21 protein-coding genes are annotated in these 22,540 nt (G+C 61.8%); 5 read left to right on the top strand and 16 right to left on the bottom strand.

What is annotated here, in order from left to right:
* Nucleotides 1–7: 7 nt before the first annotated feature.
* From BLU48_RS06285 to BLU48_RS06330, 10 genes are all read right to left on the bottom strand, one after another.
* Entirely contained in the window at nt 8–703 is a 696-nt protein-coding gene (locus BLU48_RS06285) for an ABC transporter ATP-binding protein (RefSeq protein ID WP_057024912.1), read from the bottom strand.
* Entirely contained in the window at nt 703–1,452 is a 750-nt protein-coding gene (locus tag BLU48_RS06290) for an ABC transporter ATP-binding protein (protein ID WP_056846641.1), read from the bottom strand. The genes BLU48_RS06285 and BLU48_RS06290 overlap by 1 nt, the downstream gene beginning before the upstream one ends.
* A complete protein-coding gene (locus BLU48_RS06295; RefSeq protein WP_057024911.1) occupies nt 1,449–2,459 on the bottom strand; it encodes a branched-chain amino acid ABC transporter permease in 1,011 nt (336 codons plus the stop codon). Before BLU48_RS06295 ends, BLU48_RS06290 begins: the two co-directional genes overlap by 4 nt.
* A gap of 1 nt (nt 2,460) precedes the next feature.
* Nucleotides 2,461–3,321 carry a branched-chain amino acid ABC transporter permease gene (locus tag BLU48_RS06300; protein WP_003215751.1) on the bottom strand — a complete coding sequence of 287 codons (861 nt, stop codon included), beginning with the start codon at nt 3,319–3,321 and terminating at the stop codon, nt 2,461–2,463.
* A 56-nt stretch (nt 3,322–3,377) separates the two neighbouring features.
* Entirely contained in the window at nt 3,378–4,580 is a 1,203-nt protein-coding gene (locus BLU48_RS06305; protein ID WP_057024910.1) for an ABC transporter substrate-binding protein, read from the bottom strand.
* A gap of 226 nt (nt 4,581–4,806) precedes the next feature.
* Nucleotides 4,807–5,574: a FadR/GntR family transcriptional regulator gene (locus BLU48_RS06310; RefSeq protein WP_057024909.1), complete on the bottom strand. Its 768-nt coding sequence runs from the start codon at nt 5,572–5,574 to the stop codon at nt 4,807–4,809.
* 108 nt (nt 5,575–5,682) lie between these two features.
* The gene (locus BLU48_RS06315; protein WP_057024908.1) at nt 5,683–6,429 is read right to left on the bottom strand and encodes an alpha/beta hydrolase family protein; all 747 of its coding nucleotides are present in this window, start codon (nt 6,427–6,429) and stop codon (nt 5,683–5,685) included.
* Between the two features lie 106 nt (nt 6,430–6,535).
* Nucleotides 6,536–7,948 carry an efflux transporter outer membrane subunit gene (locus BLU48_RS06320; RefSeq protein WP_057024907.1) on the bottom strand — a complete coding sequence of 471 codons (1,413 nt, stop codon included), beginning with the start codon at nt 7,946–7,948 and terminating at the stop codon, nt 6,536–6,538.
* Nucleotides 7,941–9,911 carry a MacB family efflux pump subunit gene (locus BLU48_RS06325; protein ID WP_057024998.1) on the bottom strand — a complete coding sequence of 657 codons (1,971 nt, stop codon included), beginning with the start codon at nt 9,909–9,911 and terminating at the stop codon, nt 7,941–7,943. Before BLU48_RS06325 ends, BLU48_RS06320 begins: the two co-directional genes overlap by 8 nt.
* Nucleotide 9,912: 1 nt before the next feature.
* The gene (locus BLU48_RS06330; RefSeq protein ID WP_057024906.1) at nt 9,913–11,082 is read right to left on the bottom strand and encodes an efflux RND transporter periplasmic adaptor subunit; all 1,170 of its coding nucleotides are present in this window, start codon (nt 11,080–11,082) and stop codon (nt 9,913–9,915) included.
* 255 nt (nt 11,083–11,337) lie between these two features.
* Between BLU48_RS06330 and BLU48_RS06335 the strand changes: the two genes are divergently transcribed.
* From BLU48_RS06335 to BLU48_RS06355, 5 genes are all read left to right on the top strand, one after another.
* A complete protein-coding gene (locus BLU48_RS06335) occupies nt 11,338–11,820 on the top strand; it encodes a sigma-70 family RNA polymerase sigma factor (protein WP_057024905.1) in 483 nt (160 codons plus the stop codon).
* A gap of 120 nt (nt 11,821–11,940) precedes the next feature.
* Nucleotides 11,941–13,278, top strand: a complete 1,338-nt coding sequence (locus BLU48_RS06340; RefSeq protein ID WP_057024904.1) for a lysine N(6)-hydroxylase/L-ornithine N(5)-oxygenase family protein — start codon at nt 11,941–11,943, stop codon at nt 13,276–13,278.
* A 76-nt stretch (nt 13,279–13,354) separates the two neighbouring features.
* Nucleotides 13,355–14,575: a putative DNA modification/repair radical SAM protein gene (locus BLU48_RS06345; protein ID WP_043048769.1), complete on the top strand. Its 1,221-nt coding sequence runs from the start codon at nt 13,355–13,357 to the stop codon at nt 14,573–14,575.
* Entirely contained in the window at nt 14,572–15,405 is an 834-nt protein-coding gene (locus BLU48_RS06350; protein WP_057024903.1) for a TIGR03915 family putative DNA repair protein, read from the top strand. Before BLU48_RS06345 ends, BLU48_RS06350 begins: the two co-directional genes overlap by 4 nt.
* A gap of 253 nt (nt 15,406–15,658) precedes the next feature.
* Nucleotides 15,659–17,190, top strand: a protein-coding gene (locus BLU48_RS06355; protein WP_231989018.1) for an IS3 family transposase whose coding sequence is annotated in 2 segments (ribosomal slippage) — nt 15,659–16,100 and nt 16,100–17,190 — 1,533 coding nt in all. Because the reading frame shifts where the segments join, the coding sequence is not laid out codon by codon here.
* A 368-nt stretch (nt 17,191–17,558) separates the two neighbouring features.
* On the opposite strand, the gene BLU48_RS06360 is transcribed toward BLU48_RS06355, so the two are convergent.
* From BLU48_RS06360 to BLU48_RS06385, 6 genes are all read right to left on the bottom strand, one after another.
* Nucleotides 17,559–18,056 carry an Lrp/AsnC family transcriptional regulator gene (locus tag BLU48_RS06360; RefSeq protein WP_043048767.1) on the bottom strand — a complete coding sequence of 166 codons (498 nt, stop codon included), beginning with the start codon at nt 18,054–18,056 and terminating at the stop codon, nt 17,559–17,561.
* Between the two features lie 4 nt (nt 18,057–18,060).
* A complete protein-coding gene (locus BLU48_RS06365; RefSeq protein WP_231989019.1) occupies nt 18,061–18,891 on the bottom strand; it encodes an ABC transporter ATP-binding protein in 831 nt (276 codons plus the stop codon).
* A 3-nt stretch (nt 18,892–18,894) separates the two neighbouring features.
* Entirely contained in the window at nt 18,895–19,608 is a 714-nt protein-coding gene (locus BLU48_RS06370) for an ABC transporter permease (protein ID WP_046068753.1), read from the bottom strand.
* Complete coding sequence (locus BLU48_RS06375) at nt 19,605–20,306, bottom strand: ABC transporter permease (protein ID WP_057025196.1); 702 nt, start codon at nt 20,304–20,306, stop codon at nt 19,605–19,607. Before BLU48_RS06375 ends, BLU48_RS06370 begins: the two co-directional genes overlap by 4 nt.
* A 173-nt stretch (nt 20,307–20,479) precedes the next feature.
* Entirely contained in the window at nt 20,480–21,259 is a 780-nt protein-coding gene (locus BLU48_RS06380; protein WP_057025197.1) for an ABC transporter substrate-binding protein, read from the bottom strand.
* Between the two features lie 226 nt (nt 21,260–21,485).
* Nucleotides 21,486–22,532: an ornithine cyclodeaminase gene (locus BLU48_RS06385; protein ID WP_046068750.1), complete on the bottom strand. Its 1,047-nt coding sequence runs from the start codon at nt 22,530–22,532 to the stop codon at nt 21,486–21,488.
* Between the last annotated feature and the right edge of the window lie 8 nt (nt 22,533–22,540).

Here is a 22,540-nt window from a genome sequence, read left to right on the forward strand (position 1 = left end):
TCTCCGGTCAGGCACTCAGGGCCAGATAGCGGTTCTTGATCGACGGGTCGGCACGGAAGTCAGCAGCGCTGCCTTCGTACACCACGCGGCCCTGTTCGAGTACGTAATGGCGGTCGGCGAGCTTGTCGCAGACCATCAGGTTCTGTTCCACCAGCAGCACCGGCAGGCCGTCGTCCTTGACCTTGCGCAGGATCTTCACCAATTCGTCGACAATCACCGGCGCCAAACCCTCGGTGGGTTCGTCGAGGATCAGCAGCTTGGGATCGTTCAGCAGGGCGCGGGCGATGGCGAGCATCTGTTGTTCGCCACCGGACAACGCATGGCCGGCGTTTTTGCGCCGTTCCTTGAGGCGCGGGAACATGGCGTAGACGTCTTCCAGCTGCCAGCGGCTGTTCTTGCGGGCGGCGATGCGCAGGTTTTCCTCAACGGTCAGCAGACGGAAAATCCCACGGTTCTCCGGCACCAGCGCCAAGCCCTGACGTGCGATTTCAAAGATCTTCTGCCCCACCAGTGCCTGGCCGTTGAAGTGAACCTGGCCCTGGCGCGGGCAGATGATGCCCAGGATGCTGCGCAAAGTGGTGGTCTTGCCGGCGCCATTGCGACCCAGCAGGGTCACCAGCTCGCCGGGGTTGACGGTCAATGACACGCCCTCCAGCACATGGCTCTTGTCGTAGTAGGAATGGATATTCTCGACGATCAGCATCAGGCAGCCTCCCCAAGGTACGCAGTACGCACACGCTCATCGGCACGCACGAAATCCGGCGTGCCTTCCACCAGGATCTGGCCGTGGCTCATCACCGTGATACGTTGGCTGATGGACATGACAATGCTCATGTTGTGTTCGATCAGCAGCACCGTGTGGTCGCGGCCGAGGTCGCTGATCAGTTGGGTCATGATCGGGATGTCGTCGATGCCCATGCCCGAAGTGGGCTCGTCGAGCATCAGCAGTTTCGGTTTGGAACAGATCGACATGCCCACTTCCAGTACCCGCTGCTGGCCGTGGGACAACTCGCCGGCCAAGGTGTCGGCACGGGCGGTGAGTTGCAGGCGTTCCAGCACCTGGTCGGCCATCTCCAGGTGTTCGCGCTTGCTGTCCACACGGCGCCAGAAATTCAGGGCGCGCGCACCGTCACGGCCCTGGGCGGCCAGGCGCAGGTTTTCGCGCACGCTGAGGTTCTGGAACAGGCTGGTGAGCTGGAACGAGCGCGCCATGCCCAGGCCGACACGGGCGTGGGCCGGTTTGCGCATCAGGTTCTTGCCGTCGAAATGCATCGCCCCGGCGGTGGCCTGGCGTTCGCCGGTCAGGCAGTGGAACAGGCTGGTCTTGCCGGCGCCGTTGGGGCCGATGATGGTGTGGATGGTGCCGGCCTCGACCTTGAGGTTGACGCCATTGACTGCATGGAACGCGCCGTAGGCCAGTTCCAGGTTCCGGGTTTCCAGCAGGATGCTCATAGCTCTTGCTCCTTGGTGACGACGGCGGGTTTGCGGCTGCCACGCACCTTCTCGAACAGCGACGCCAGGCCGCCCCATAAACCACCACGCATGAAGATCACCACCAGGATCAGGATCACCCCCAGCAGCATCAGCCAGCGCGGCCACAGGTCGGAGAGGAAATCCCCCAGCAGCACGATGGAACCGGCACCAAGCAGGGAGCCGAACAGCGAGCCCGTACCGCCGACAATGGTCATGATCAGGATGTTCTCGGACATCGCCAGGTCGATGTTCGACAGCGGCACAAAGTGCAGCAACATGGCGTACAGCGCCCCGGCAATCCCGGTGACCGCGCCGGACAGCACGAACACCAGGATCTTGAAGTGCCGCGTGTCGTAGCCGATGGCCGAGGCGCGGGTTTCGTTTTCGCGGATCGCCATCAGCGTGCTGCCGAACGGCGAAGCGATCACCCGGCGTGCGCCGATAAAGATCAGCAGGAACAGCACCGCGACAAAAGCATAGAAGGCGCGAGCGTCGGCCAGCGATAACAGTACGGTGTCACCGATACGGATTTCCGGGCGTGGCACGCTGAGCAGGCCGTTGTCGCCGCCGGTCCAATCGCTCAAGGTGTAGGCGACGAAGTAGGCCATCTGGCTGAACGCCAAGGTCAGCATCACGAAGTAGATGCCGGTGCGACGAATCGCCAGGGCGCCCACCAGCAATGCCAGGAAACCGCCGGCGATGGCGGCACCCAGCAGTGCGGTGAACAACCCCAGTTGCAGGTGAATCATCAGCAGTGCTGCGCAATAGGCACCGGCGCCAAAGAAGATGCCTTGGCCGAACGACAACAGCCCGGTGTAGCCCAGCAGCAGGTTGCACGCCAGGGCAGCCATGGCAAAGATCAGGATCTCGGTGGCCAGGGTCGCCGAGGGCAATAGCAACGGCAGGCCGATCAGCACCGCCAATACCCACAGCAGCATGGCTTTGGATTGCGTCTTGGCAAACGGCAGGGGGTTTTTCTCGCTCATGTCAGGCTCTCCCGAACAGGCCGTAGGGGCGCACCAGAATCACCACGGCCATCGCGCCGTAGATCATCAGGCTCGCACCCTGGGGCCAGAGTGTGGTCATCAGGCTTTGCACCACGCCCACCAGCAAACCGCCGACCAGCGCACCGCTGAAGGAACCCATGCCGCCGATCACCACCACCACGAACGCCACCCCGAGAATTTCAGGCCCGACAAAGGGCTGGGCGCCGCGCAACGGTGCGAACAGCACGCCGGCGACACCGGCCAGGGCTACGCCGAGGGCGAAGGTCATGGAGAACAGGCGGAAGATATTGGTGCCCAGCAGCGACACGGTTTCGGTGCTCTCACTGCCGGCGCGCACCAGGGCGCCGAAGCGCGTGCGTTCCAGCAGCAGCCACAGGCCGAGGCCAACCAGCCCGGAAAACACGATGAGGAACAGGCGGTAGTAGGGGTAGACGAAATCCCCCACCACCAGCACGCCGCGCAGCAGTTCCGGTACCGCGACGCTCTTGCCCACCGGGCCCCAGATCATCACGCTGGCTTCCTGGATGATCAGTGCGATGCCCAGGGTCACCAGGATCTGGAACATGTGCGGCAAGTGGTAGATCCGTTGGATCAGCAAGCGCTCGATCACCCAGGCCAGTGCGGCGACCACCAGCGGCGCGATCAGCAGCGCCAGCCAGAAGCTGCCGGTGAGGCTGACGGCGGTGTAGCAGATGTAGGCCCCCAGCAGGAAGAACGCGCCGTGGGCAAAGTTGACGAAGTTGAGCAGGCCGAAAATGATCGTCAGCCCGACCGCAATCAGGAAATAGATCATCCCCAGCCCAAGGCCGTTGAGGATCTGGAACAGGTAAAGATTAAGCATGCAGGAACCCTCGGCAGGACGCCGCTTGCGCGGCCCTGCGCTACATATTCAGGGGATCAGCCGAGCGAGCAGCCCGTCGCCTCGACCGCAGGGAACGATTGGCCGGCGCTGAGCACTTTGGCCAGGTCGTCCTTGTCGGCCATGTCGCCGCTGGCCTTGCCGATCAGCAGGTAGTAATCCTTGATCACCTGATGGTCGCCGGCACGGATCGACTCTTTGCCGGTCGGGCCTTCGTAGCTCAAGCCCTGCATGGCCTTGGCCACGGTTGCACCGTCGAAGCTGCCGGTGGCAATGATGGTGTCGAGCATGACCTTGGTACTGATGTAGTCGGCGGCCAGCGGGTAGGTGGGGTTGATCCCGTATTTGGCCTGGGTCAGCTTGACCAGTTCACGATTGAGCGGGGTGTCGACCTGGTGCCAGTACTGCGCGCCGAGGTACACGCCTTCGAGCACATCGCTGCCCAGTTCCTGGAACTGGTCGAGGCCGGCCGACCACACCAGCAGTACCTTCATGCGCTCCTTGATGCCGAAGTTCACTGCCTGGCGCAGGGTGTTGGACGACTGGCTGCCGAAGTTGAGCAGCACCAGCACATCGGGCCGGGTGGAAATGGCATTGGTCAGGTAACCGGAGAACTCCTGCTCCTGCAGCGAGTGATAGCTGTTGCCGACGTGTTCCAGGCCGTGCTCCTTGAGCACGTTCCTGGCGCCTTCGAGCAAGGCTTCGCCGAACACGTATTGCGGGGTGATGGTGTACCAGCGCTTGGCGTCCGGCAGCAGCTTGATCAGCGGCACCATGGTTTCGCGGATCGCGCCGTAGGTGGGCACCGACCAGCGGAAGGTCGCCTTGTTGCAGTCTTTACCGGTGACTTCATCGGCGCCCACCGGGGTCATGAACACGCCGCCGACCTTGTCGACTTCCTTGGCCACCGCGAGGGCGGAGGAGGACAAGGTGCAACCCTGGAAGAACCGTGCGCCGTCTTGCTGAATCGCCTCCTGCACCTTGCGCACCGCCTTGCCGGCGTTGCCTTCGGTGTCGATGACCTTGTAGTTCAGCGGGCGCCCGAGCAGCTCGGGGTGCTGGTCCACTGCCAGGCGCGAACCCATGTCGGCAAATTTGCCATAGCTGGCAAAGGCACCAGACATGGACTTGAGGCCGTAAAAGGTAAAGGGCTCGGCGGCGAATGCCGAACGCACGCTCAGCGGCAAGCTGAGGGCGGCGGCCGCGGTGAGGCTGGCTTTCAATAACGTACGACGCTGCATGGGGTGACTCCCTGGTTTAGTTATTGGCAGGAGCGGCAAGGGCGATACGGTGGTGCAAGGGCCTGTGGGCAGGCTTGTTATTGGGACGACGTGCTAGCTTGGTTGGAACAGGGTCAAACTGTAGGAGGGGGCTTGCTCCCGATAGCGGTGTGCCTGTCGACATCCCTGTTGAATGTGCCCGCCTTATCGCGGGCAAGCCCCCTCCCACATTGGATTGTCGGTGTGCTTAAGAGTGATCGAACTCCAGAAGGAAGTGGGGGCTGACTTGGCCTTCAAGGGCGGTCATGTGGTGTTCGGCATCGCACATATGCTCATGCATCAAGCTGCGCACCGCGCCCTCATCACCTGCACGAAAAGCGATCAGCAGTTGCTTGTGATAATCGAGGTTGGCCGCGTCGAACTGCTTGCGCTTGGGCTTGTAGGCTTTTTTCAGCACCACCAGGTCGCGCAGCAGGTCGTTGAGAAACTGCGCCATAAAGCTCAGCAGCGGGTTGGGGCAAGCCCTGGCCAGCAGGTTGTGGAACTCCAGTTCCGCCAGGCGCTGTTCGCGCTGGCCGGCTTCGCTGTCTTCGGGGGCGCTGCAGAAATCCACGTTGGCTTGCAGGGCTTGATAGTCGTCTTCGCCCAAGCGCCCGAGTACTGACACCGCCAGTTCCACTTCGATGACCTTGCGCAATTGATAGACCTGCTCGCCATCCAGATGCTGGAAGTGCAGGTAGTTGCGCAAGGCGCGGCTGGCCGGCTCGGTGCCGGCCTGGTTCAGATAGGCGCCACCACTGGGGCCGGTGCGCGTGCTCACCAGGCCCTCGACCTCCAGCGCCTTGAGCGCTTCACGGGCCGAGCCCTTGGAGCACTGGAAGCTCTCCATCAGCTCGCGCTCAGTGGGCAGGCGGTCGCCGGGCTTCAGGGCATCGGTGACGATGGAGCGCTTGACCGATTCGACAATTACATCGGACAGCTTCTGGCGTTTGCGGCGCAGCGGACGAGTCAGCATGGGTGCGATTTATCGTATTAATGCGGATAAATAGCACTTAATAACGATTGGGCTTGAGCGTCAACGCAGGGTGTCGTTTTCGGTGGCAACAGGTCGTAAATGTACTGATCAACGCCAGGTGCCGAGGTCGAGGCAACGGGCGGACGGCGGTGGCTGTTTGCCGAAGGCAAGGAAATCCCCCAGCCAGCGGCTGACACAGCCGTCGGCGTTCGACTCCTTGAGCAGGAGTTGCTCGACGCCCATGGCGATAGGTTCGCCAGGCTCGGCATTGATCAGCACCATGCGCGCCACGCGCTCGGGATACAGCGCGCCGTAGCGGCTGCCGAGGCGGGCGGCGGTGGCGTTGCCCAGGTAGTTGAGGCGTGCCTCGCCGAGTTGCACGCGTACAAACTCCATGTCCCGTGCGGCTTGCTCGACCGCATTCATCTGCCGTAGGTCGCGGGCGCTCAGTTCGATGACGTCATAACGGTCAACCAATGTGCGATAGGCGCGGGTGGCAAGGGATTCCCAGCGGCTGGCCAGATGCAGGGCGAAAGGCGCTTCCCTGGCCGGAGAGGGCTCGCCGGCCTGGATAAACACCACACCTTCGCGGTCGAGCGGTTGCCGTGCGCCGACGCGGGTTACGCTCAGGCGTATACGGCCGCGCTCGGGAGCGGCATGGTCGCGGGGTACGCTGACCAGGCCGCATTGGGTGCGTTCTACGACCTCTGGGTCCAGGCGCGCCGTCGTGGGCAGGGGGCAGTCCAGCAGCCAGTCGATCGCAGTAGGGGCAATCAAGGGCTCGGCCAGCGCCAGGTTGGGTATCAGCCAGCAGCAGAGGCAGGCCAGGCTTTTTACGAAAACGCTGGGTTTCATCAAGAGGTCCCGGGGAGCCGTGTGATAACGGCTTTTTTACCAAGGACCTTGGGTTGGAAAATGTAAGGTGAAGAAACAGCTCGTGTATGAAATGAGAGTTTGTTTATCAGCTTTCGGTGTTCCAACCCCCCCCTAATGCCTTGTACAGGGCGATGCTGGCTTGCATACGCGACAGGCGCAATTGCACGTTCAAGTCTTGGGCGGCGTAGAGGGTGCGTTGGGTCTCCAGCACCGTGAGCAAGTCCTCGGCCCCGGCCTCATAGCGGTTTTGTGCAATCTGGAATGCCGCCTGCGCCTGTTGCAGCTCTTCGGTCTGCCACTGGCGTTGCTGGTCCAGGCGGGTGATGCTGCTCAGGCCTTTTTCTACATCGGCAAAGCCGTTGATGATCGCTCCTCGATAGGTTTGCAGCAGCTCATCCTGGCGCGCCCGGGCCTTGTCGCGCTCGGCGCTTAAACGGCCGCTGTTGAAGATGGGTGCGACCAGGCCAGCGGTCAGGGTGTAGTAGGGGCTACGCAGGATTTGCCCAGCCTTATAGGCGTCGGAGCCGAGCGTGGCGCCGAGGGTCACGGCGGGCAGCATGGCGGCGCGGGCCACGCTGACATCCGCCTGGGCAGCGGCCAGCTCGGCTTCGGCCTTGGCCAGGTCGGGGCGCCGGCTCAGCAGTTGGCTCGGTACGCCCGGGCCTATGGATGGCCAGGTGAGCGTCTGGAAGGCTTCATGGCCCAGGTCGAGGGCCTGCACCGGCTGGCCGAGGAGGGCGGCGAGGGTGATCCGCGCCTCTTCGGCCACCTGTTGGATCAGCGGCAATTGCCGTTGCTGGCCGGCCACCAGGCTTTTCTGCTGGGCCAGCTCCAGGGCGGTGGCGGAGCCTGCGTCGTAGCGGGTCTGCACCAGGCCGAGGACGTTGCGCGCATTGGCCAGGTTGAGTTCGGCAATGTGTTGGCGTTGCTGCGCGGCCAGGGTTTGCGCATAGCGGTCGGCCACGTTGCTGAGCAAGGTCAGCTCCACCGTGGCCTGGTCCGACTCACTGGCGCGCAGGCTGTAGAGTGCGCTGTCGCGGGCGGCAGCGCGGCCGCCCCAGAAGTCCACTTCATAGCTGGCGCTGAAGTTTGCGCCGAAATTATTCACCGTTTCGTCGCTTTGCGAGGCGTCCAGGTCCGGCCCGCCCTGGCCGCGCAGCAGCCTCTGGTGACTGCTGGCGAGGTTGAATTTCACCTCCGGCAACAGTGGCGCGCCAGCGATCACTGCCGTGGCCTGGGCCTGCCGCACCCGGGCCATGGCGGCAGCCACGTCGAAACTGTCGCGCCGGGCCTGGTCGATCAGGCGGTTCAACGCCGGGCTGCCAAACTGCGTCCACCAGCGCTGGTTGGTGGCCTGGGTCGTCTCGCGTTCGGCGTATTGCCAGGCGGCGGGCGGGGCGATGCCGCTGGCGAGTGTGGGCGGGTTGCCGGTACAGGCGCTAAGCAGCAGGCACAGACTGAGCGCTGACAGCTGCGCTGGAATGGATCGATTATTCACTGGTCAACGCCTTAACCGGATCGAGCCGGGCAGCTTTACGGGCCGGCATAAAGCCGAATACGACGCCGGTGACCAGTGCACAGCCAAACGCACCGAACACGGCCACCAGGGAAAACTGTACCGCCACTTCGGCCAGCACCAGCACGCCGCCCACCAGCAACGCCAGGGCGATACCGAACAGGCCGCCGACCACCGAGAGCATCACCGCCTCGGTGAGAAATTGGCGCAGGATGTCGCGCTGGCGCGCCCCGGTGGCCATGCGAATGCCGATTTCGCGGGTACGCTCACGCACGGTCATCAACATGATGTTCATCACGCCGATACCGCCGACCAGCAGGGAAATCGCGGCAATCGAGCCGAGCATCAACGACAGGGAATTCTGGGTCCGAGCTTCGGCCTGGATCATCGCGGCGTTGTTGGTCAGCTCGTAGTCACGCTTGCCGTTGTGCAGCTTCAACATCAGCTGGTCGATCGCCACTTCGGCTTCATGCACCTTGCGTGCATCGGTGGTGCCAATCACCACGTATTCGGGGTTATAGCTGCCGAACAGGCGAACACTGGCGGCGCTATATGGAATGGCGATACGGTCGTCACTGTCCTTGTCGCCAGAGCTGGAGCCTTTTTCCGCGAGCACGCCGATCACCTGGAACGGCACATTCTCGATCAGAATGTACTGGCCGATTGGGTTGGGCACGTCCTTGAAGAGTTTCTGACGGATGCGCGCGCCGATCACGGCGACCGTGGCGGCAGCCTGTTCGTCGGCCTCGGTGAAGTAGCTGCCCTCGACCACCGGCCAGTTGAAGAGGTGCGGGAAGTTGGTGTCGTTGCCACCCACGTAGGCCATGTAGTCGACATTGGCGAAGCGCACGCCGGCTTCGGCGCCGTTGACCGGCATGATGCGCTTGACCTGGGGCAACGCCGCCAGGGCCTCGACATCCTTGAGGGTCACGATACCCGATGGCGTACGCGGGTTGGGCGAAGAGCCGCTGAGGTAGATGATATTGGAGCCGAACGCGCCCATCTGCGCCATGACCTGGCGTTTGCTGCCTTCGCCCACCGCTAGCATCACCACCACCGACGCCACGCCGATGATGATCCCCAGCAAGGTCAGGGCGGTGCGGAAGCGGTTGACCCACATCACTCGCCAGGCGGCTTGCACCGCGTCCAGCAACTCGGCCTTCCATGCGCCGTTGTGCTCGGCGCCGTCGGCCAGGCGCTGGCGCAGGTCCACGGCCTGCAGGGCGCCGGCCGCCAGGGCTGGCTTGACCGTGCAGGTGTCGGCCGAGTCGCTGATGATCTGGCCGTCGCGGATCTCGATGATACGGTTGGCCCGCGCCGCCACTTCGCGGTCGTGGGTGATCAGGATGACCACATGGCCCTGGCCCGCCAGTTCGTCGAGCAAGGTCATGACCTCGGCGCCGCTGTGGCTGTCGAGGGCGCCGGTGGGTTCGTCGGCGAGGATGATATGCCCGCCGTTCATCAGGGCGCGGGCGATGGATACCCGTTGCTGTTGCCCACCGGAAAGCTGGTGCGGGCGATTGCCGGTGCGTTCGGCCAGCCCCAGGCGGGTGAGCAGGGCGTTGGCGCGGGCATGCCGTTGGGCAGCGCTGATGCCGGCATAGATCGCCGGCATCTCGACGTTTTCCTGGGCCGAGCCTGAGGGAATCAAATGGTAGCCTTGGAACACAAACCCGAAGGCTTCACGGCGCAGCCAGGCCAGCTCGTCGCTGCCCAGGTGGGCGACGTTTTCCCCGGCGAAGAGGTAGTCGCCTTCGGTCGGTCGGTCGAGGCAGCCAAGGATATTCATCAGCGTCGACTTGCCGGAACCGGAGGCACCGACAATGGCGACGAACTCCCCGGCCTGGATCGACAGGTCGATGCCGCGCAACACGTCGACCTGCGGGCTGTCGCCGCCGCCGTAGGATTTGCAGATGTGCTTGAGTTCGATCAGCGGCGTGGCCACGTCAACCCCCACTGCTGTCGGACGGGCCGATCAACAGGTGATCGCCCTCATTGAGACCCTCGAGCACCTCGATGCGCAGGCGGTCGCTGATACCCAGGCGCACTTTGCGCTCTTCGATGGCGCCGTTTTGCGCCACGACCCGGGCGATCTGTGTGTCTGCGCCGGGCGTGCCCTGCAGGGCGGCGACGGGCACGGTCAGGGTGTCCTTGACTTGGCCTGAGACGAAAAATACCTGGGTGGTCATTTCCGCCATCAGCGCGTTGTCGGCGTTGTCCACGTCCAGCAGCACGGTGTAGAGCACCACTCGGCCGGTCCCGCTCTTGCTGGAGCTGCTCGGGCTGCCGCTGCCCTGGGTTTCGTTCAGGGGCTTGGGCGGGATCGGCAGGATCTGGCGCACGGTACTGGCCCAGCGTCGGCTGCCGCCGCTCAACGTGGTGAAATACGCACGCATGCCGGGTTTGACGTGGCCGATGTCGGCTTCGGAAACTTCGGCCCATACGGTCATCGGCGACAGCTTGGCGATGCGCAGGATCAGCGGGGTTTGTTGTTGTGCGTTGAGGGTCTGGCCGACCCGCGCATCCACGGCTACCACGGTGCCGGTCATCGGTGCATAGATGCGCGTGTAGCCCAGCTCGGCTTCATCGCTGCGCAGGCTGGCCCGGGCCTGGCGGATCTGGGCCTGGAACATGTCGACCCGGGCCTGGGTCGCGCTGAGTTCGGCCTGGGCGGTCTGCACGTCTTCTTCGCGGGTGGCATTGCCGGCGCTCAGGCGCTGCTGGCGCTGATACTTCTGGCGGGCCAGCGCGTGCTGGGCTTTTTGCTCCTGCAATTGGGCCTCGAGGTTTTCGATGGCGTAGCGGCTGGCATCGAGCTTGGCTTGTTGTGTCGAAGGATCGATCTCCACCAGCAACTGGCCTTCCTTGACCTGGTCACCGGCTTCGACATGGATCATGCGGATCTGCCCGGAGGCCTGGGCGCCGACGTCCACATACCGTCGCGGTTGCAGGGTGCCCAGGGCGGTGACGCTGTTTTCGATATCGCCGCGGGTCACGGTGACGGTCGCCAGGGCGTCGCGGCCCGGCGCCAGGCCCTGCCAGGTGGCGAACGCAACAATGGGAATCAGGCACGCTACCGCTAGCAGGGCGCGTCGGGCAGGTCGAGGGCGTTTCATGGGTAGGTTCCAGCCAGGAAAGATCGGGGCGCAGTTGCGCAGAGCTGACAGTTAAACGAGAAAAAGCCCCAGGGATTTAGGCTGTTACACACGCAGAAACAGGTCTGCGGAGAAAAAAAACCTACGTTGATGCAAGACTTCTTTAAAAGTAGATGAGAATTACTATAAATTGCACACACTCAAACTGCCATCATCGATGGCCTCGTTCCTGCTCGGGCGGGCATCGTCAGCACCACGGCCATGGGGCCAGGAGTCATGTTGGAAAACTACTATCGCGAGCTGGTGTGTTTCCTCAACGCCAAGCTGGGCAACCGTCAGGTGGCCGAAGATGTGGTGCATGACGCTTATGTGCGGGTGCTGGAGCGCGCCAGCGATACGCCGATCGAGCAGCCCCGTGCGTTTCTTTACCGCACGGCCTTGAACTTGGTGATTGACGGCCACCGACGCAATGCCTTGCGTCAGACCGAACCCCTTGAGGTGCTGGACAGCGAAGAGCGTTTCGCCCCTTGTTCACCCCACACCAGCCACGACCAGCGCCAACGCCTGGAGATGCTCGAGCGCGCCCTGGCCGAGTTGCCGGCCGCCTGTCGCGACAGCTTCCTGCTGCGCAAACTCGAAGGCCTGTCCCACCTGCAGATCGCCGCGCGCCTGGGCATTTCCCGCAGCCTGGTGGAAAAACACATCGTCAACGCGATGAAGCATTGCCGAGTGCGCATGCGCGAGTGGGAAGCGCACTGATCAGCTGTTGGTTAAATTTTATTTCACTGTCCTCGTTTCCTATCAACACACGGCCGGTTGTTCAGGCCATGAAAGGTATCCCGCCCCCACCGCCAAGGGGCTTATCCAGAGGACACTGGAATGACACAGGCAATTGCTTCGCCCGCGGTTCATGATTTGATCGGGATCGGCTTCGGCCCCTCGAACCTGGCGCTGGCCATCGCCCTGCAGGAACGTGAAAAGGCCCAGGGCAAGCTGGACGTGCTGTTTCTCGACAAGCAAGCCGACTACCGCTGGCACGGCAACACCCTGGTGACCCAGAGTGAACTGCAGATTTCCTTCCTCAAGGACCTGGTGACCCTGCGCAACCCCACCAGCCCATATTCCTTCGTCAATTACCTCAAGGCCCATGACCGCCTGGTGGACTTCATCAACATGGGCACCTTCTACCCCTGCCGCATGGAGTACAACGACTACCTGCGCTGGGTCGCGGGGCAGTTTCAGGCCCAGGCGAGCTACGGTGAGGAAGTGCTGGCCATCGAGCCGATCCTGCACCAGCAGCAGGTCGAGGCGTTGCGGGTGATCTCCCGTGATGCCCAGGGTGAGCAGCATGTGCGCACCACTCGCTCGGTGGTCGTCAGCGCCGGTGGCACGCCGCGTATTCCCGAGGCGTTCCAGGCGCTCAAGGGTGACAGCCGGGTGTTCCACCACTCCCACTACCTGGAGCGCATGGCCAGCCAGCCCTGCGTGAGCGGCAAGGCCATGCGCATTGCGGTGATCGGCGGCGGCCAGAGCGCGGCTGAAGCGTTTATTGACCTCAATGACAGCTTCCCGTCGGTGCAGGTCGATATGATCCTGCGCGGCTCGGCCCTCAAGCCGGCCGATGACAGCCCGTTCGTCAACGAAGTGTTCTCGCCGGCCTTCACCGACCTGGTGTTCCAGCAAGTCGGTGCTGAGCGCGAGCGCCTGGTCGCCGAGTACCGCAACACCAACTATTCGGTGGTGGACCTGGACCTGATCGAGCGCATCTACGGGATTTTCTACCGCCAGAAAGTCTCCGGCATCGCGCGCCAGGCGTTCCGCACCATGACCGTGGTGGAGAAAGCCACCGCCGGCCCGCTGGGTATCGAACTGGTGCTGCGCAACAACGCCACTGGCGAAACCAGCCTCAACCATTACGACGCAGTGATCCTGGCCACCGGCTACGAGCGCCAGATGCACCGCGAACTGTTGGCGCCGCTGCAGGCCTATATGGGCGATTTCGAAGTGGCCCGCGACTACCGCATCGTCACCGACGAGCGCTGCAAGGCCGGCATCTACATCCAGGGCTTCAGCCAGGCCAGCCATGGCTTGAGCGATACCTTGCTGTCGGTGCTGCCGATTCGCGCCGATGAGATTGCGGCGTCGTTGTATGAGAACGATCAAAATCGTGACAAGGGCCGTTCGGTGCAGGACCTGCTGCTGGCCACCGCCAGCTGAGCCGTTCCTACAGACGGCACTTGTGACAAGGTGTGGCTATTGGTACTGTACAAAAAACCAGTATCGGTAGCCCGCCATGCAGTTGATCGAAAAACTCAGCATCCTCGCTGACGCCGCCAAGTACGACGCATCCTGCGCCAGCAGTGGCGCGCCCAAGCGCAGTTCCGAGGGCAAGGCGGGGCTGGGGTCCACCGATGGCATGGGCATTTGCCACAGCTACACACCTGACGGGCGCTGCGTGTCGTTGCTCAAGGTGTTGCTCACCAACTTCTGCCTGTACGACTGCCAATACTGCGTCAATCGCCGTTCCAGCGACGTGCCCCGTGCGCGTTTCAGCCCGGAAGAGGTGGTGACCCTGACCCTGGATTTCTACAAGCGCAACTGCGTCAGCGGGCTGTTCCTCAGTTCCGGCATCATCCGTTCGGCCGACTACACCATGGAACAACTGGTGCGGGTGGCCAAGCTGCTGCGCGAAGAGCATGACTTTCGTGGCTATATCCACCTCAAGACCATCCCCGAGGCCGACCCGGCGCTGATCGCCGAGGCGGGGCGCTATGCCGACCGTCTCAGCGTGAATATCGAATTGCCCACCGATGCCAGCCTGCAAACCCTGGCGCCGGAGAAACAGATCGTCTCGATCAAGCAGGCCATGCAGACCATTTATACCGGCGAGCAGACGGTGCTGAACGAACCCCGTGCCCCGCGTTTCGCCCCGGCCGGGCAGAGCACGCAGATGATCGTTGGCGCCGACGACACCGATGACAGCACCATCCTCCACGGTGCCGAGGCGTTGTATGGCAATTTCAAGCTGCGCCGCGTGTATTACTCGGCGTTCAGCCCCATCCCCAACAGCCCGAAAAGCGTACCCCTGGCCGCGCCGCCGCTGATGCGCGAACACCGTTTGTACCAGGCCGATTTCCTCCTGCGCAGCTACGGTTTCAGCGCCAACGAACTGTTTACAGGCCCCGGCCACCTGGCCCTGGATATCGACCCCAAGCTGGCCTGGGCCCTTGAGCACCGCGAGGTGTTCCCGCTGGACCTGAACCGCGCCGAGCCGACCCTGATTGCGCGTATTCCCGGCATCGGCCTGCGCACCACCCAGCGCCTGGTGGACCTGCGCCGCGAACGCAAGATCCGCTTCGAAGACCTTGCACGCATGCGCTGCGTGCTGGCCAAGGCCAAGCCTTTTTTCATCACCAGCGACTACCACCCGCAACAGGCCGACAGCACCAGCGTGTTGTTGCGCGAGCAATTGCGCGACCGCCCGCAGCCACAACAGATGGGGTTGTGGGGATGATCAGCCTGGAATGCGACAACCTGTTCAGCACCTGGCGCGAACAGGCGCGCTGGCTGCTCAGCCATCAGGTCGACCCCAGCCAGGTGAGTTGGGGCCAGACGCAGGCGGCGGACCTGTTCGCCACCGATGAGCCGATCCCGCCAGGGCTGGGGCCGTTCCAGGCACGGATCCCCAAGGCGCTGCTGGAACTGCTGGAGTCGGCCGCCTGTTACCACGGCGATCAGCGTTGGAGTTTGTTGTACGAGGTGCTTTGGCGGGTCAGCCATGGTGATCGCACCGCGATGTTGGCGGGGGACAAGCTGGGCAGCGAGTTGCAGCGGCGCATCAAGCAGGTCAGCCGTGAAGCCCATCACCTGCATGCGTTTGTGCGCTTTATTGCCCTGCCGGCCGAGGCGGGGCCGGAACTGCCGGAGTACGTGGCCTGGCATGAGCCGGCCCACGACATTCTCAAAAGCGCCAGCCAGCACTTTGTCGGGCGCATGGGCCGCCATCGCTGGATGATCGCGACGCCCCTGGACGGGGTGTATTACGACGGCGAACAGTTGATTCATCAACGCCGGTGCCCCGAGGCCTGGCAGCAACTGGCGCAGAATGTTGACGACCCCCACAGTGCGATGTGGCTGACCTACTACAGCTACATCTTCAACCCGGCGCGGTTGAACCCCAAGGTGATGGAGGGGCACCTGCCGAGTCGATTCTGGAAGAATCTGCCGGAGGGCAAGTTGATACCGGGGTTGATCAGCGAGGCGCGGACGGGCAAGCAGAAGGATGGGCAAGCGAAGCTGGTGGGTACTAAACCCGGCAAGCGTATTGCAAGCGGGCACGGTTGAAAAAAATGTGGGAGCCTCCACCACATCTTCGATGTGACGCTGTCGCGCAGCAAACTAGGGAGCTTGCTCCCGTGGCGGCCTGACAGCCGACCGGGATGTTGGATCAGACCGAGTACATATCCGTTATTTAGGTTACGGCCACTATTGGTTCCGCTTTTACAGCGGGTCACTTTTGAAAAGAGCCCCCCGTGTCAGCCTATCTGTCACCTCTGATGTTTGACTCAATCATTCAAGGGGGCGAAGGTGTTTGGCAATGCCGAAATGTTATGACAATGACTTCAAAGATTGGGCGGTTCTGCAAATGATGCCGCCCCTTAATCGAGCGGTGGCAGAACTCGCCGTTGCAATCGGCGTCACCCCACAGTCACTACGAGATTGGAGACAAATGGCTAGAGATAAAGGTTTGGTCGTTCCAGGCAATAACAAGACAAGTGATCAGTGGTCCAGTGCCGATAAGTTTAATGCCGTTATGGAAACCGCACCGTTGAGCGAGGTTGAGCTTTCTCAATACTGCCGAATCAAAGGCATTTATCCTGAGCAGATTCAACAATGGCGCCTAGCGTGCCAGAACGCCAACGACACACCTGATCCTCAGCCCTCTAAGAAGCAATCCGTCGAGCAAACAACAATTAAGGAGCTTGAGCGGCAACTGCTTCGCTCCGACGCTGATCGCAAGGAGGCGGTGGCTTTGCTGGAGCTCAGAAAAAAAGCCAATGCGATTTGGGGCAAGGACGAGGAAGACTGATCAGCGCCTCCGATCGTATACAGGTTTTAGGGCTGATCGCCGAAGCAGTAGCCAGTGGGGCGCGCCGATTTCGGGCGTGTAATGAACTTGGGCTTTGTCTGCGGACAGTCCAGCGCTGGCGAACCTGCGCAGTAGACAGACGCCAGACAGTCCAGCGCGAAGCGCCGCCAAACAAACTTAGCGCTCTAGAGCGTCAGGCTGTTTTGGATGCCGCCAATCAACCTGGTTATGCGAGCCTGACACCGCATCAAATCGTCCCAAAACTAGCGGACGAAGGCATTTATTTGGCATCGGAGTCCACGTTTTATCGGGTGATGAGAGAAGCGAATCAGAACACACGCCGTGGTCGAGCGAAGGCGCCCAAGCGCAGAGTTTTGACCACACATCGTGCCGACGGCCCTAATCAGGTGTGGTGTTGGGATATCACTTGGTTACCCACCACCATCAAGGGCCGTTTTTACTACTGGTACATGGTCAAGGACATCTACAGCCGCAAGTTGGTGACCAACGAAGTACATGAGTCCGAATGTTCAGAACATGCTTGTGCACTACTTGAAAAGGGATGTTTACGGGAGCATACCGCGGGTCGGCCGTTGATTCTGCACTCGGACAACGGGCATGTGATGAAGGGCTCGCTGCTGCGTGAAAGCATGATCTCGCTGGGTGTTGAACCGTCCTTCAGCCGCCCTCGGGTTAGCAACGATAACGCATACGCCGAAGCGCTTTTCCGCACAGCCAAATATTGCCCGCTGTGGCCAGACCAGCCGTTCGACGACCTGACTCAAGCGAGGCTCTGGGTGCAGAAATTTGTTGAGTGGTACAACGAAGAACACCGCCACAGCGCCTTGAAGTACGTGACGCCGAACGAGCGCCACGAGGGTAAGGCGCCGGCTTTGCTGCTAGCCCGCAATGATCTGTACAAGTCCGCTAAAGCGGCTAATCCCAGCCGCTGGAGCGGGGACACACGTAACTGGCAGCTTGCAGAAGCTGTTTATCTGAACCCGGAGCGACCGGATGCTAAGGCCGCAATGGGTTGCTAAAACAGTAGTAAGGCGACAGATACATTGACACGTACCGTCTTTTCAAAAGTGAGCCGCCGTAAGGGCGGAACCTATAGTGGCCGTTACCTAAGCAACGGATATGTACTCGCCCCAACAACCCAACAACCCGGTCACATCGTCGACGTGGCGCCGTCGCGCAGCAACCTGGGCCGCCACCAAAATATCCGGCGTTAAGACTAAATTTTAACTCTTTAAAATCAGTAGCTTACTTGTTGTTTGAGGGGGCTTGCTCCCGATAGCGGTGGGTCAGTGAAAGATGAGCTGACTGACACACTGCTATCGGGAGCAAGTCGAATCGTCGCACCGCCCCTCCCACATTGGATCTTCATTGGCTTGGGGAAGAGGGATCAGGCCAGTTCGGTAGCAGTGTTCTTGACCACCGCCAACTCCGGATGCGCCACCAACTTATCAATGTGCAACTCATCATTATTCAACCAGGTCTCGGTCAGCACCCGGTAATGCTCCATGTCCCGGCAGCGCATGCGCAGGCTGTAGTCGAACGGCCCGCTGATCAGCTGGCATTCGAACACCTGCGGGCAGGCCTTCACACAGGCTTCGAAGGCCTTTTGTGCCGAACGCCCGCTCTGGTTGGACAAGGCCACCAGCACCAGCAGCGACAGCCCCGGTGAGACCATTTGCACGTCGATGATCGCCCCATACCCACGGATCACCCCGCGTCGCTCCAGCTTGCGCACCCGCTCCAGGCAGGGCCTGGGGGTGAGGTGCACCAGCGATGAGAGCCTTTCGTAGGTGATACGCCCCTGGTGCCGCAGCACGTCGATGATCGCTTCGTCGATGCGATCCAGCGCAGGGGAAGAATGGGGTCCGTTGGCCTTGGTATCCATGGGTTCACTTCAAACGGTTGGAAAGAAATTGCTGCAAGCGTTCGCTGTTGGGATGGTCGAGGATCTCGGCGCCGCCGTGTTCCTCGACCCGGCCCTGATGCAAGAACAGCACCTGGCTGGACACCTGGCGGGCAAAGCCCATTTCGTGGGTGACCATCAGCATGGTACGACCTTCCTCGGCCAACGTCTGTATGACTTTGAGGACTTCTCCTACAAGTTCTGGGTCGAGGGCAGAAGTCGGTTCATCGAACAGGATAATCTCCGGCTCCATTGCCAGCGCCCGGGCAATCGCCACGCGCTGCTGCTGGCCACCGGACAGGAACGCCGGGTATTGGTCCGCCACGCGGCTTGGCAGGCCAACCTTGTCCAAGTACAGGCGTGCGCGTTTTTCCGCTTCGGCGGCGCTCACGTCCAGCACCCGGCGCGGGGCCATGGTGATGTTTTCCAGCACGGTCATGTGGCTCCACAGGTTGAAGTGCTGGAACACCATGGCCAGTCGCGTGCGCAGGTTTTGCAGTTGCGCCTGATGCGGTGCGCGGCTGCCGGCGCGGCCTTGCTGCATCTGGATGCTGATGCCATCCAGGGTGATAACCCCGGCGTCGGGTTGTTCGAGAAAATTGATACAACGCAACATGGTGCTCTTGCCCGAACCGCTGGCGCCGATCAGGCTGATCACATCGCCCTGGCGCGCATTGAGGGACACGCCCTTGAGCACTTCATGGTCGCCGTAGCGTTTATGGATGCCTTCGACTTGCAGCTTGATCGCGGCAGTTGCAGCGTTGGTCACGGGTACATCCACCGGATAAGCGGCCAGGGCCTGCGCGGACTGATTCATGGGTTAGCCTCGGGTAGGAACAAGAAAACGCATCCAGCGACGTTCGGCCAGTCGAAACAGGCCCACCAGTGCAAAGGACAGCAGCATGTAGAGCAGGGCGGCGATGCCGAAGGCCTGGAAGGTCAGGAATGTCTCGGCATTTGCGTCGCGGGCGACCTTGAGGATGTCGGCAACCGTGGCGGTGAACGCCAGCGAAGTGGCGTGCAGCATCAGGATCATTTCATTGCTGTAGGCCGGCAGCGCGCGGCGCAAGGCGGCGGGCACCACCACATACAGGTTCAGCCGCCAGCCGTGCAGGCCATAGGCGCGTGCCGCTTCGATTTCGCCGTGGGGAATATTGCGGATCGCCCCGGCGAAGATTTCCACGGTGTAGGCGCAGGTGTTGAGCACAAACGCCAACAGGGTGCAGTTCAGCGCATTGCGGAAAAACTGGTTGAGCAGGGCGTTGTCCTGCACCACCTCCAGGCTGTACAGCCCGGTGTAGCAAATCAGCAATTGGATATACAGCGGTGTGCCACGGAACAGGTAGGTGTAGACCTCCACCGGCCAGCGCAGCCAAAAGTGCTGCGAAACCCGCGCCAGCGCCAGGGGGATCGACAGGCAAAAGCCGAGCACCACCGAGATGATGAACAGCCACAAGGTCATGGCCACGCCTGACAACCCCGTGCCATCGCTGAACAGATAGGCCAGGCCGTATTGCTGGAACAGTTCGATCATCGCGCCATCCCCTTGATGCCCAGGTTGTAGCGCCGTTCGAGGCGCTTGAAGATGCGGTTGGAGAGGGTGGTGATCACCAGGTACACCAGCCCCGCAAGGATCAGGAAGTACAGCGGCTCGCTGGTGGACTTGCCGGCGTTCTGCGCGGCCTTGACCAAGTCCGACAGGCCGATGATCGACACCAGCGCCGTGGACTTGAGCAGCACCAGCCAGTTATTGCCAAGGCCCGGCAGGGCAAAGCGCATCAGTTGCGGGAACAGCACCAGGTGAAAGCGCTGCCAGCGGCTCAGGCCATAGGCGGTAGCGGCTTCCAATTGGCCTACCGGCACACTGAGGATCGCGCCCCGGAAGTTCTCGGTGAAATACGCTCCATAGATAAACCCCAGGGTGACCACCCCGGCGGTAAACGGGTCGATTTCGAAATACCCCCAGCCGAACACTTCGGTCAGGTCATTGAGCCACAGTTGCAGGCTGTAGAAGATCAGCAGGATCAGCACCAGGTCCGGCACGCTGCGGATCAGCGTGGTGTACAGCGTGGCCGGTACGCGCAGCCATTTGGCGCTGGAGAGTTTGGCGCCAGCGGCGACCAGGCCCAGGCTGAGGCTCAGGGCCAGGGCCAGGAAGGACAGCTTGAGCGTCATCCAGGCACCCTGGGCCAGCATCGGGCCGTAGCCTTGCAGGTTGAAGAGTTCGTTCATGGGGAAGATCTCTAAAAGGCACACACTCAATCTCTGTGGGAACCGACTTGTGTGGGAGGGGGCTTGCTCCCGATAGCGGTGGTTCAGTCAATATTTTCAATGACTGACACACTGCTATCGGGAGCAAGCCCCCTCCCACACAAGCGTGTTCCACAGGGCAGGCGATGGCTTAGTTATTCGTTGTAGATATCTTGATCGCCGAAGTATTTCTTCTGGATCTTGGCGTAGGAGCCATCGGCCTGTACCGCGGCGATGCCCTTGTTGATCAGCTCACGCAGTGCCTGGTCGTTCTTGCGCAGGCCCATGGCGATGTCCAGGGGCAGGGTCGGGTCCTTGAAGGCCGGGCCGGTTTTGAAGTCGGTGCCTTCGGGCTTGGACAGGAAGTTGAGCTGGGCTTCGAGCTTGTCGGTCAGGGTAGCGTCGAGGCGACCGTTCTGCAGGTCGGCGTAGTTCTGCTCCTGGGATTGGTACGCCTTGATCTGCGCACCAAGCTTGGCCAGGTGTGCCCGCGCATAGGCTTCCTGCAGCGAGCCTTGCAATACGCCGACTTGCTTGCCATTGAGGGATTCGGGCGTGTCGCCGAAATCCGCGCCTTTGCGAGTGATCACCGACGTCGGGCTGAGGAACAGCCGATCGGTGAAATCGATGACTTTTTCCCGCGCCGGGGTCACCGCCATGGAGGACATGATCGCATCGAACTTGCGCGCCCGCAGGGCCGGGATCATGCCGTCGAACTCGTTGTGCACCCAGGTGCATTTGACCTCGAGCTTGGCGCAGATGGCGTTGCCCAATTCGATATCGAAGCCTTGCAGGCTGCCGTCGGCGGCTACGGATTCGAAGGGTGGGTATTCGGGGAACACGCCGAAGCGGATTTCTTTCCACTCCTGAGCGTGGGCAGCAGTAGCGCACAGTGGCAACAGCAAAGCAGCGAAAAGTGATCGCAGTGGAGTCATGTGGAGGTCCCTTTATTTTGTAATTGATGTCAGGGCAGTGAATAACTGGGAGCAGAGAATGCTTCATGATGGTGCGTTTTTTGTGTCGTTTACCCGGTGCACAAAGCGCAAATTGCGCTGTTAAAACGAGCAATGCAGCTGAATCGGCTGTGACACCCGCTGAATCGGCTTTTCATCGGTGAAAATCCGGCCTGCCCTTGGCGCAAAGCGGCAGGCCAGAGCGGTCTCAGGCGCGCTTTTTCTGCTGTGCGGCCGGCTGCTGGGCCAGGCGGGCAAACAGGTCTTTCGGGTCGGCCAGGTCGGGTACCAGTTCCAGTTCGCTGCCTACATCGAGGGCCTTGGCCACGTCCAGCACATAGCGCAAGGCCGAATAGTCTTCGATGGCAAAACCCACCGAGTCGAACAGGGTGACTTGGCGCTCATTCTCGCGGCCGGGTTTCTGGCCGTTGATCACCTGCCATAGCTCGGTGACTGGCGAGTCTTCCGGCATGTGCTGGATCTCGCCCTCGATACGGCTTTGCGGTTCGTACTCGACGATCACGCGGGCGCGCTCGACGATGCGTCGGTCCAGCTCGGTCTTGCCTGGGCAATCGCCGCCCACGGCGTTGAGGTGCATGCCGGGCTCGATCATCTCGTCCGTCAGGATGGTGGCGTAGGCCTTGTCGGCGGTGACGGTGGTGACGATATCCGCGCCTTTGACCGCTTCGGCGACGCTGCCGGCCAGGACCACCTTGATCGCCGGAAACGCCTTGAGGTTGGCGGCGAGCTTGGCGGTGGCCTTGGGGTCGATATCGAACAAGCGGATTTCAGTGATGCCGAGCATGGCGTGGAAGGCCAGGGCCTGGAATTCGCTCTGGCAGCCGTTGCCGATCAGCGCCATGCTGCGGCTGTCGGCGCGGGCCAGGTAGCGGGCAACCAGGGCTGAGGTGGCGGCGGTGCGGATCGCGGTGGTCAGGGTCATTTCCGCCAGCAGCACCGGTTTGCCGGTGTCCACATCGCCCAGGGCGCCGAAAGCCATCACCGTGAGCATGCCGGCCAGGGTGTTTTTCGGATGGCCGTTGACGTATTTGAAGGCGTATAGCGAAGCGTCGGACACCGGCATCAGCTCGATCACACCATCTGGTGAATGGTTGGCCAGGCGCGCGCATTTCTCGAAATCCTGCCAGCGCAGGTAGTCGGCGCGGATATAGTCGGCCATCTCGGTGATGCAGGTTTGCAGGCCTTTCTGCGAGACCAGGTAGCTGAGGTCGTTGACGTCGATGTAACGGGTCATGGCAAGAC

The organism is Pseudomonas synxantha, from assembly GCF_900105675.1.
In the GTDB taxonomy this organism is placed as follows: domain Bacteria; phylum Pseudomonadota; class Gammaproteobacteria; order Pseudomonadales; family Pseudomonadaceae; genus Aquipseudomonas; species Aquipseudomonas synxantha.

Bases quoted from the DNA above. Each gene is read 5' to 3' on its own strand.
- BLU48_RS06380 (WP_057025197.1), bottom strand. From the start codon at position 21,259: ATGACTCCACTGCGATCACTTTTCGCTGCTTTGCTGTTGCCACTGTGC.
- BLU48_RS06290 (WP_056846641.1), bottom strand. From the start codon at position 1,452: ATGAGCATCCTGCTGGAAACCCGGAACCTGGAACTGGCCTACGGCGCG.
- BLU48_RS06310 (WP_057024909.1), bottom strand. From the start codon at position 5,574: ATGCTGACTCGTCCGCTGCGCCGCAAACGCCAGAAGCTGTCCGATGTA.
- BLU48_RS06305 (WP_057024910.1), bottom strand. From the start codon at position 4,580: ATGCAGCGTCGTACGTTATTGAAAGCCAGCCTCACCGCGGCCGCCGCC.
- BLU48_RS06365 (WP_231989019.1), bottom strand. From the start codon at position 18,891: ATGAATCAGTCCGCGCAGGCCCTGGCCGCTTATCCGGTGGATGTACCC.
- BLU48_RS06360 (WP_043048767.1), bottom strand. From the start codon at position 18,056: ATGGATACCAAGGCCAACGGACCCCATTCTTCCCCTGCGCTGGATCGC.
- BLU48_RS06370 (WP_046068753.1), bottom strand. From the start codon at position 19,608: ATGATCGAACTGTTCCAGCAATACGGCCTGGCCTATCTGTTCAGCGAT.
- BLU48_RS06300 (WP_003215751.1), bottom strand. From the start codon at position 3,321: ATGCTTAATCTTTACCTGTTCCAGATCCTCAACGGCCTTGGGCTGGGG.
- BLU48_RS06285 (WP_057024912.1), bottom strand. From the start codon at position 703: ATGCTGATCGTCGAGAATATCCATTCCTACTACGACAAGAGCCATGTG.
- BLU48_RS06330 (WP_057024906.1), bottom strand. From the start codon at position 11,082: ATGAAACGCCCTCGACCTGCCCGACGCGCCCTGCTAGCGGTAGCGTGC.
- BLU48_RS06385 (WP_046068750.1), bottom strand. From the start codon at position 22,532: ATGACCCGTTACATCGACGTCAACGACCTCAGCTACCTGGTCTCGCAG.
- BLU48_RS06340 (WP_057024904.1), top strand. From the start codon at position 11,941: ATGACACAGGCAATTGCTTCGCCCGCGGTTCATGATTTGATCGGGATC.
- BLU48_RS06315 (WP_057024908.1), bottom strand. From the start codon at position 6,429: ATGAAACCCAGCGTTTTCGTAAAAAGCCTGGCCTGCCTCTGCTGCTGG.
- BLU48_RS06335 (WP_057024905.1), top strand. From the start codon at position 11,338: ATGTTGGAAAACTACTATCGCGAGCTGGTGTGTTTCCTCAACGCCAAG.
- BLU48_RS06345 (WP_043048769.1), top strand. From the start codon at position 13,355: ATGCAGTTGATCGAAAAACTCAGCATCCTCGCTGACGCCGCCAAGTAC.
- BLU48_RS06375 (WP_057025196.1), bottom strand. From the start codon at position 20,306: ATGAACGAACTCTTCAACCTGCAAGGCTACGGCCCGATGCTGGCCCAG.
- BLU48_RS06295 (WP_057024911.1), bottom strand. From the start codon at position 2,459: ATGAGCGAGAAAAACCCCCTGCCGTTTGCCAAGACGCAATCCAAAGCC.
- BLU48_RS06350 (WP_057024903.1), top strand. From the start codon at position 14,572: ATGATCAGCCTGGAATGCGACAACCTGTTCAGCACCTGGCGCGAACAG.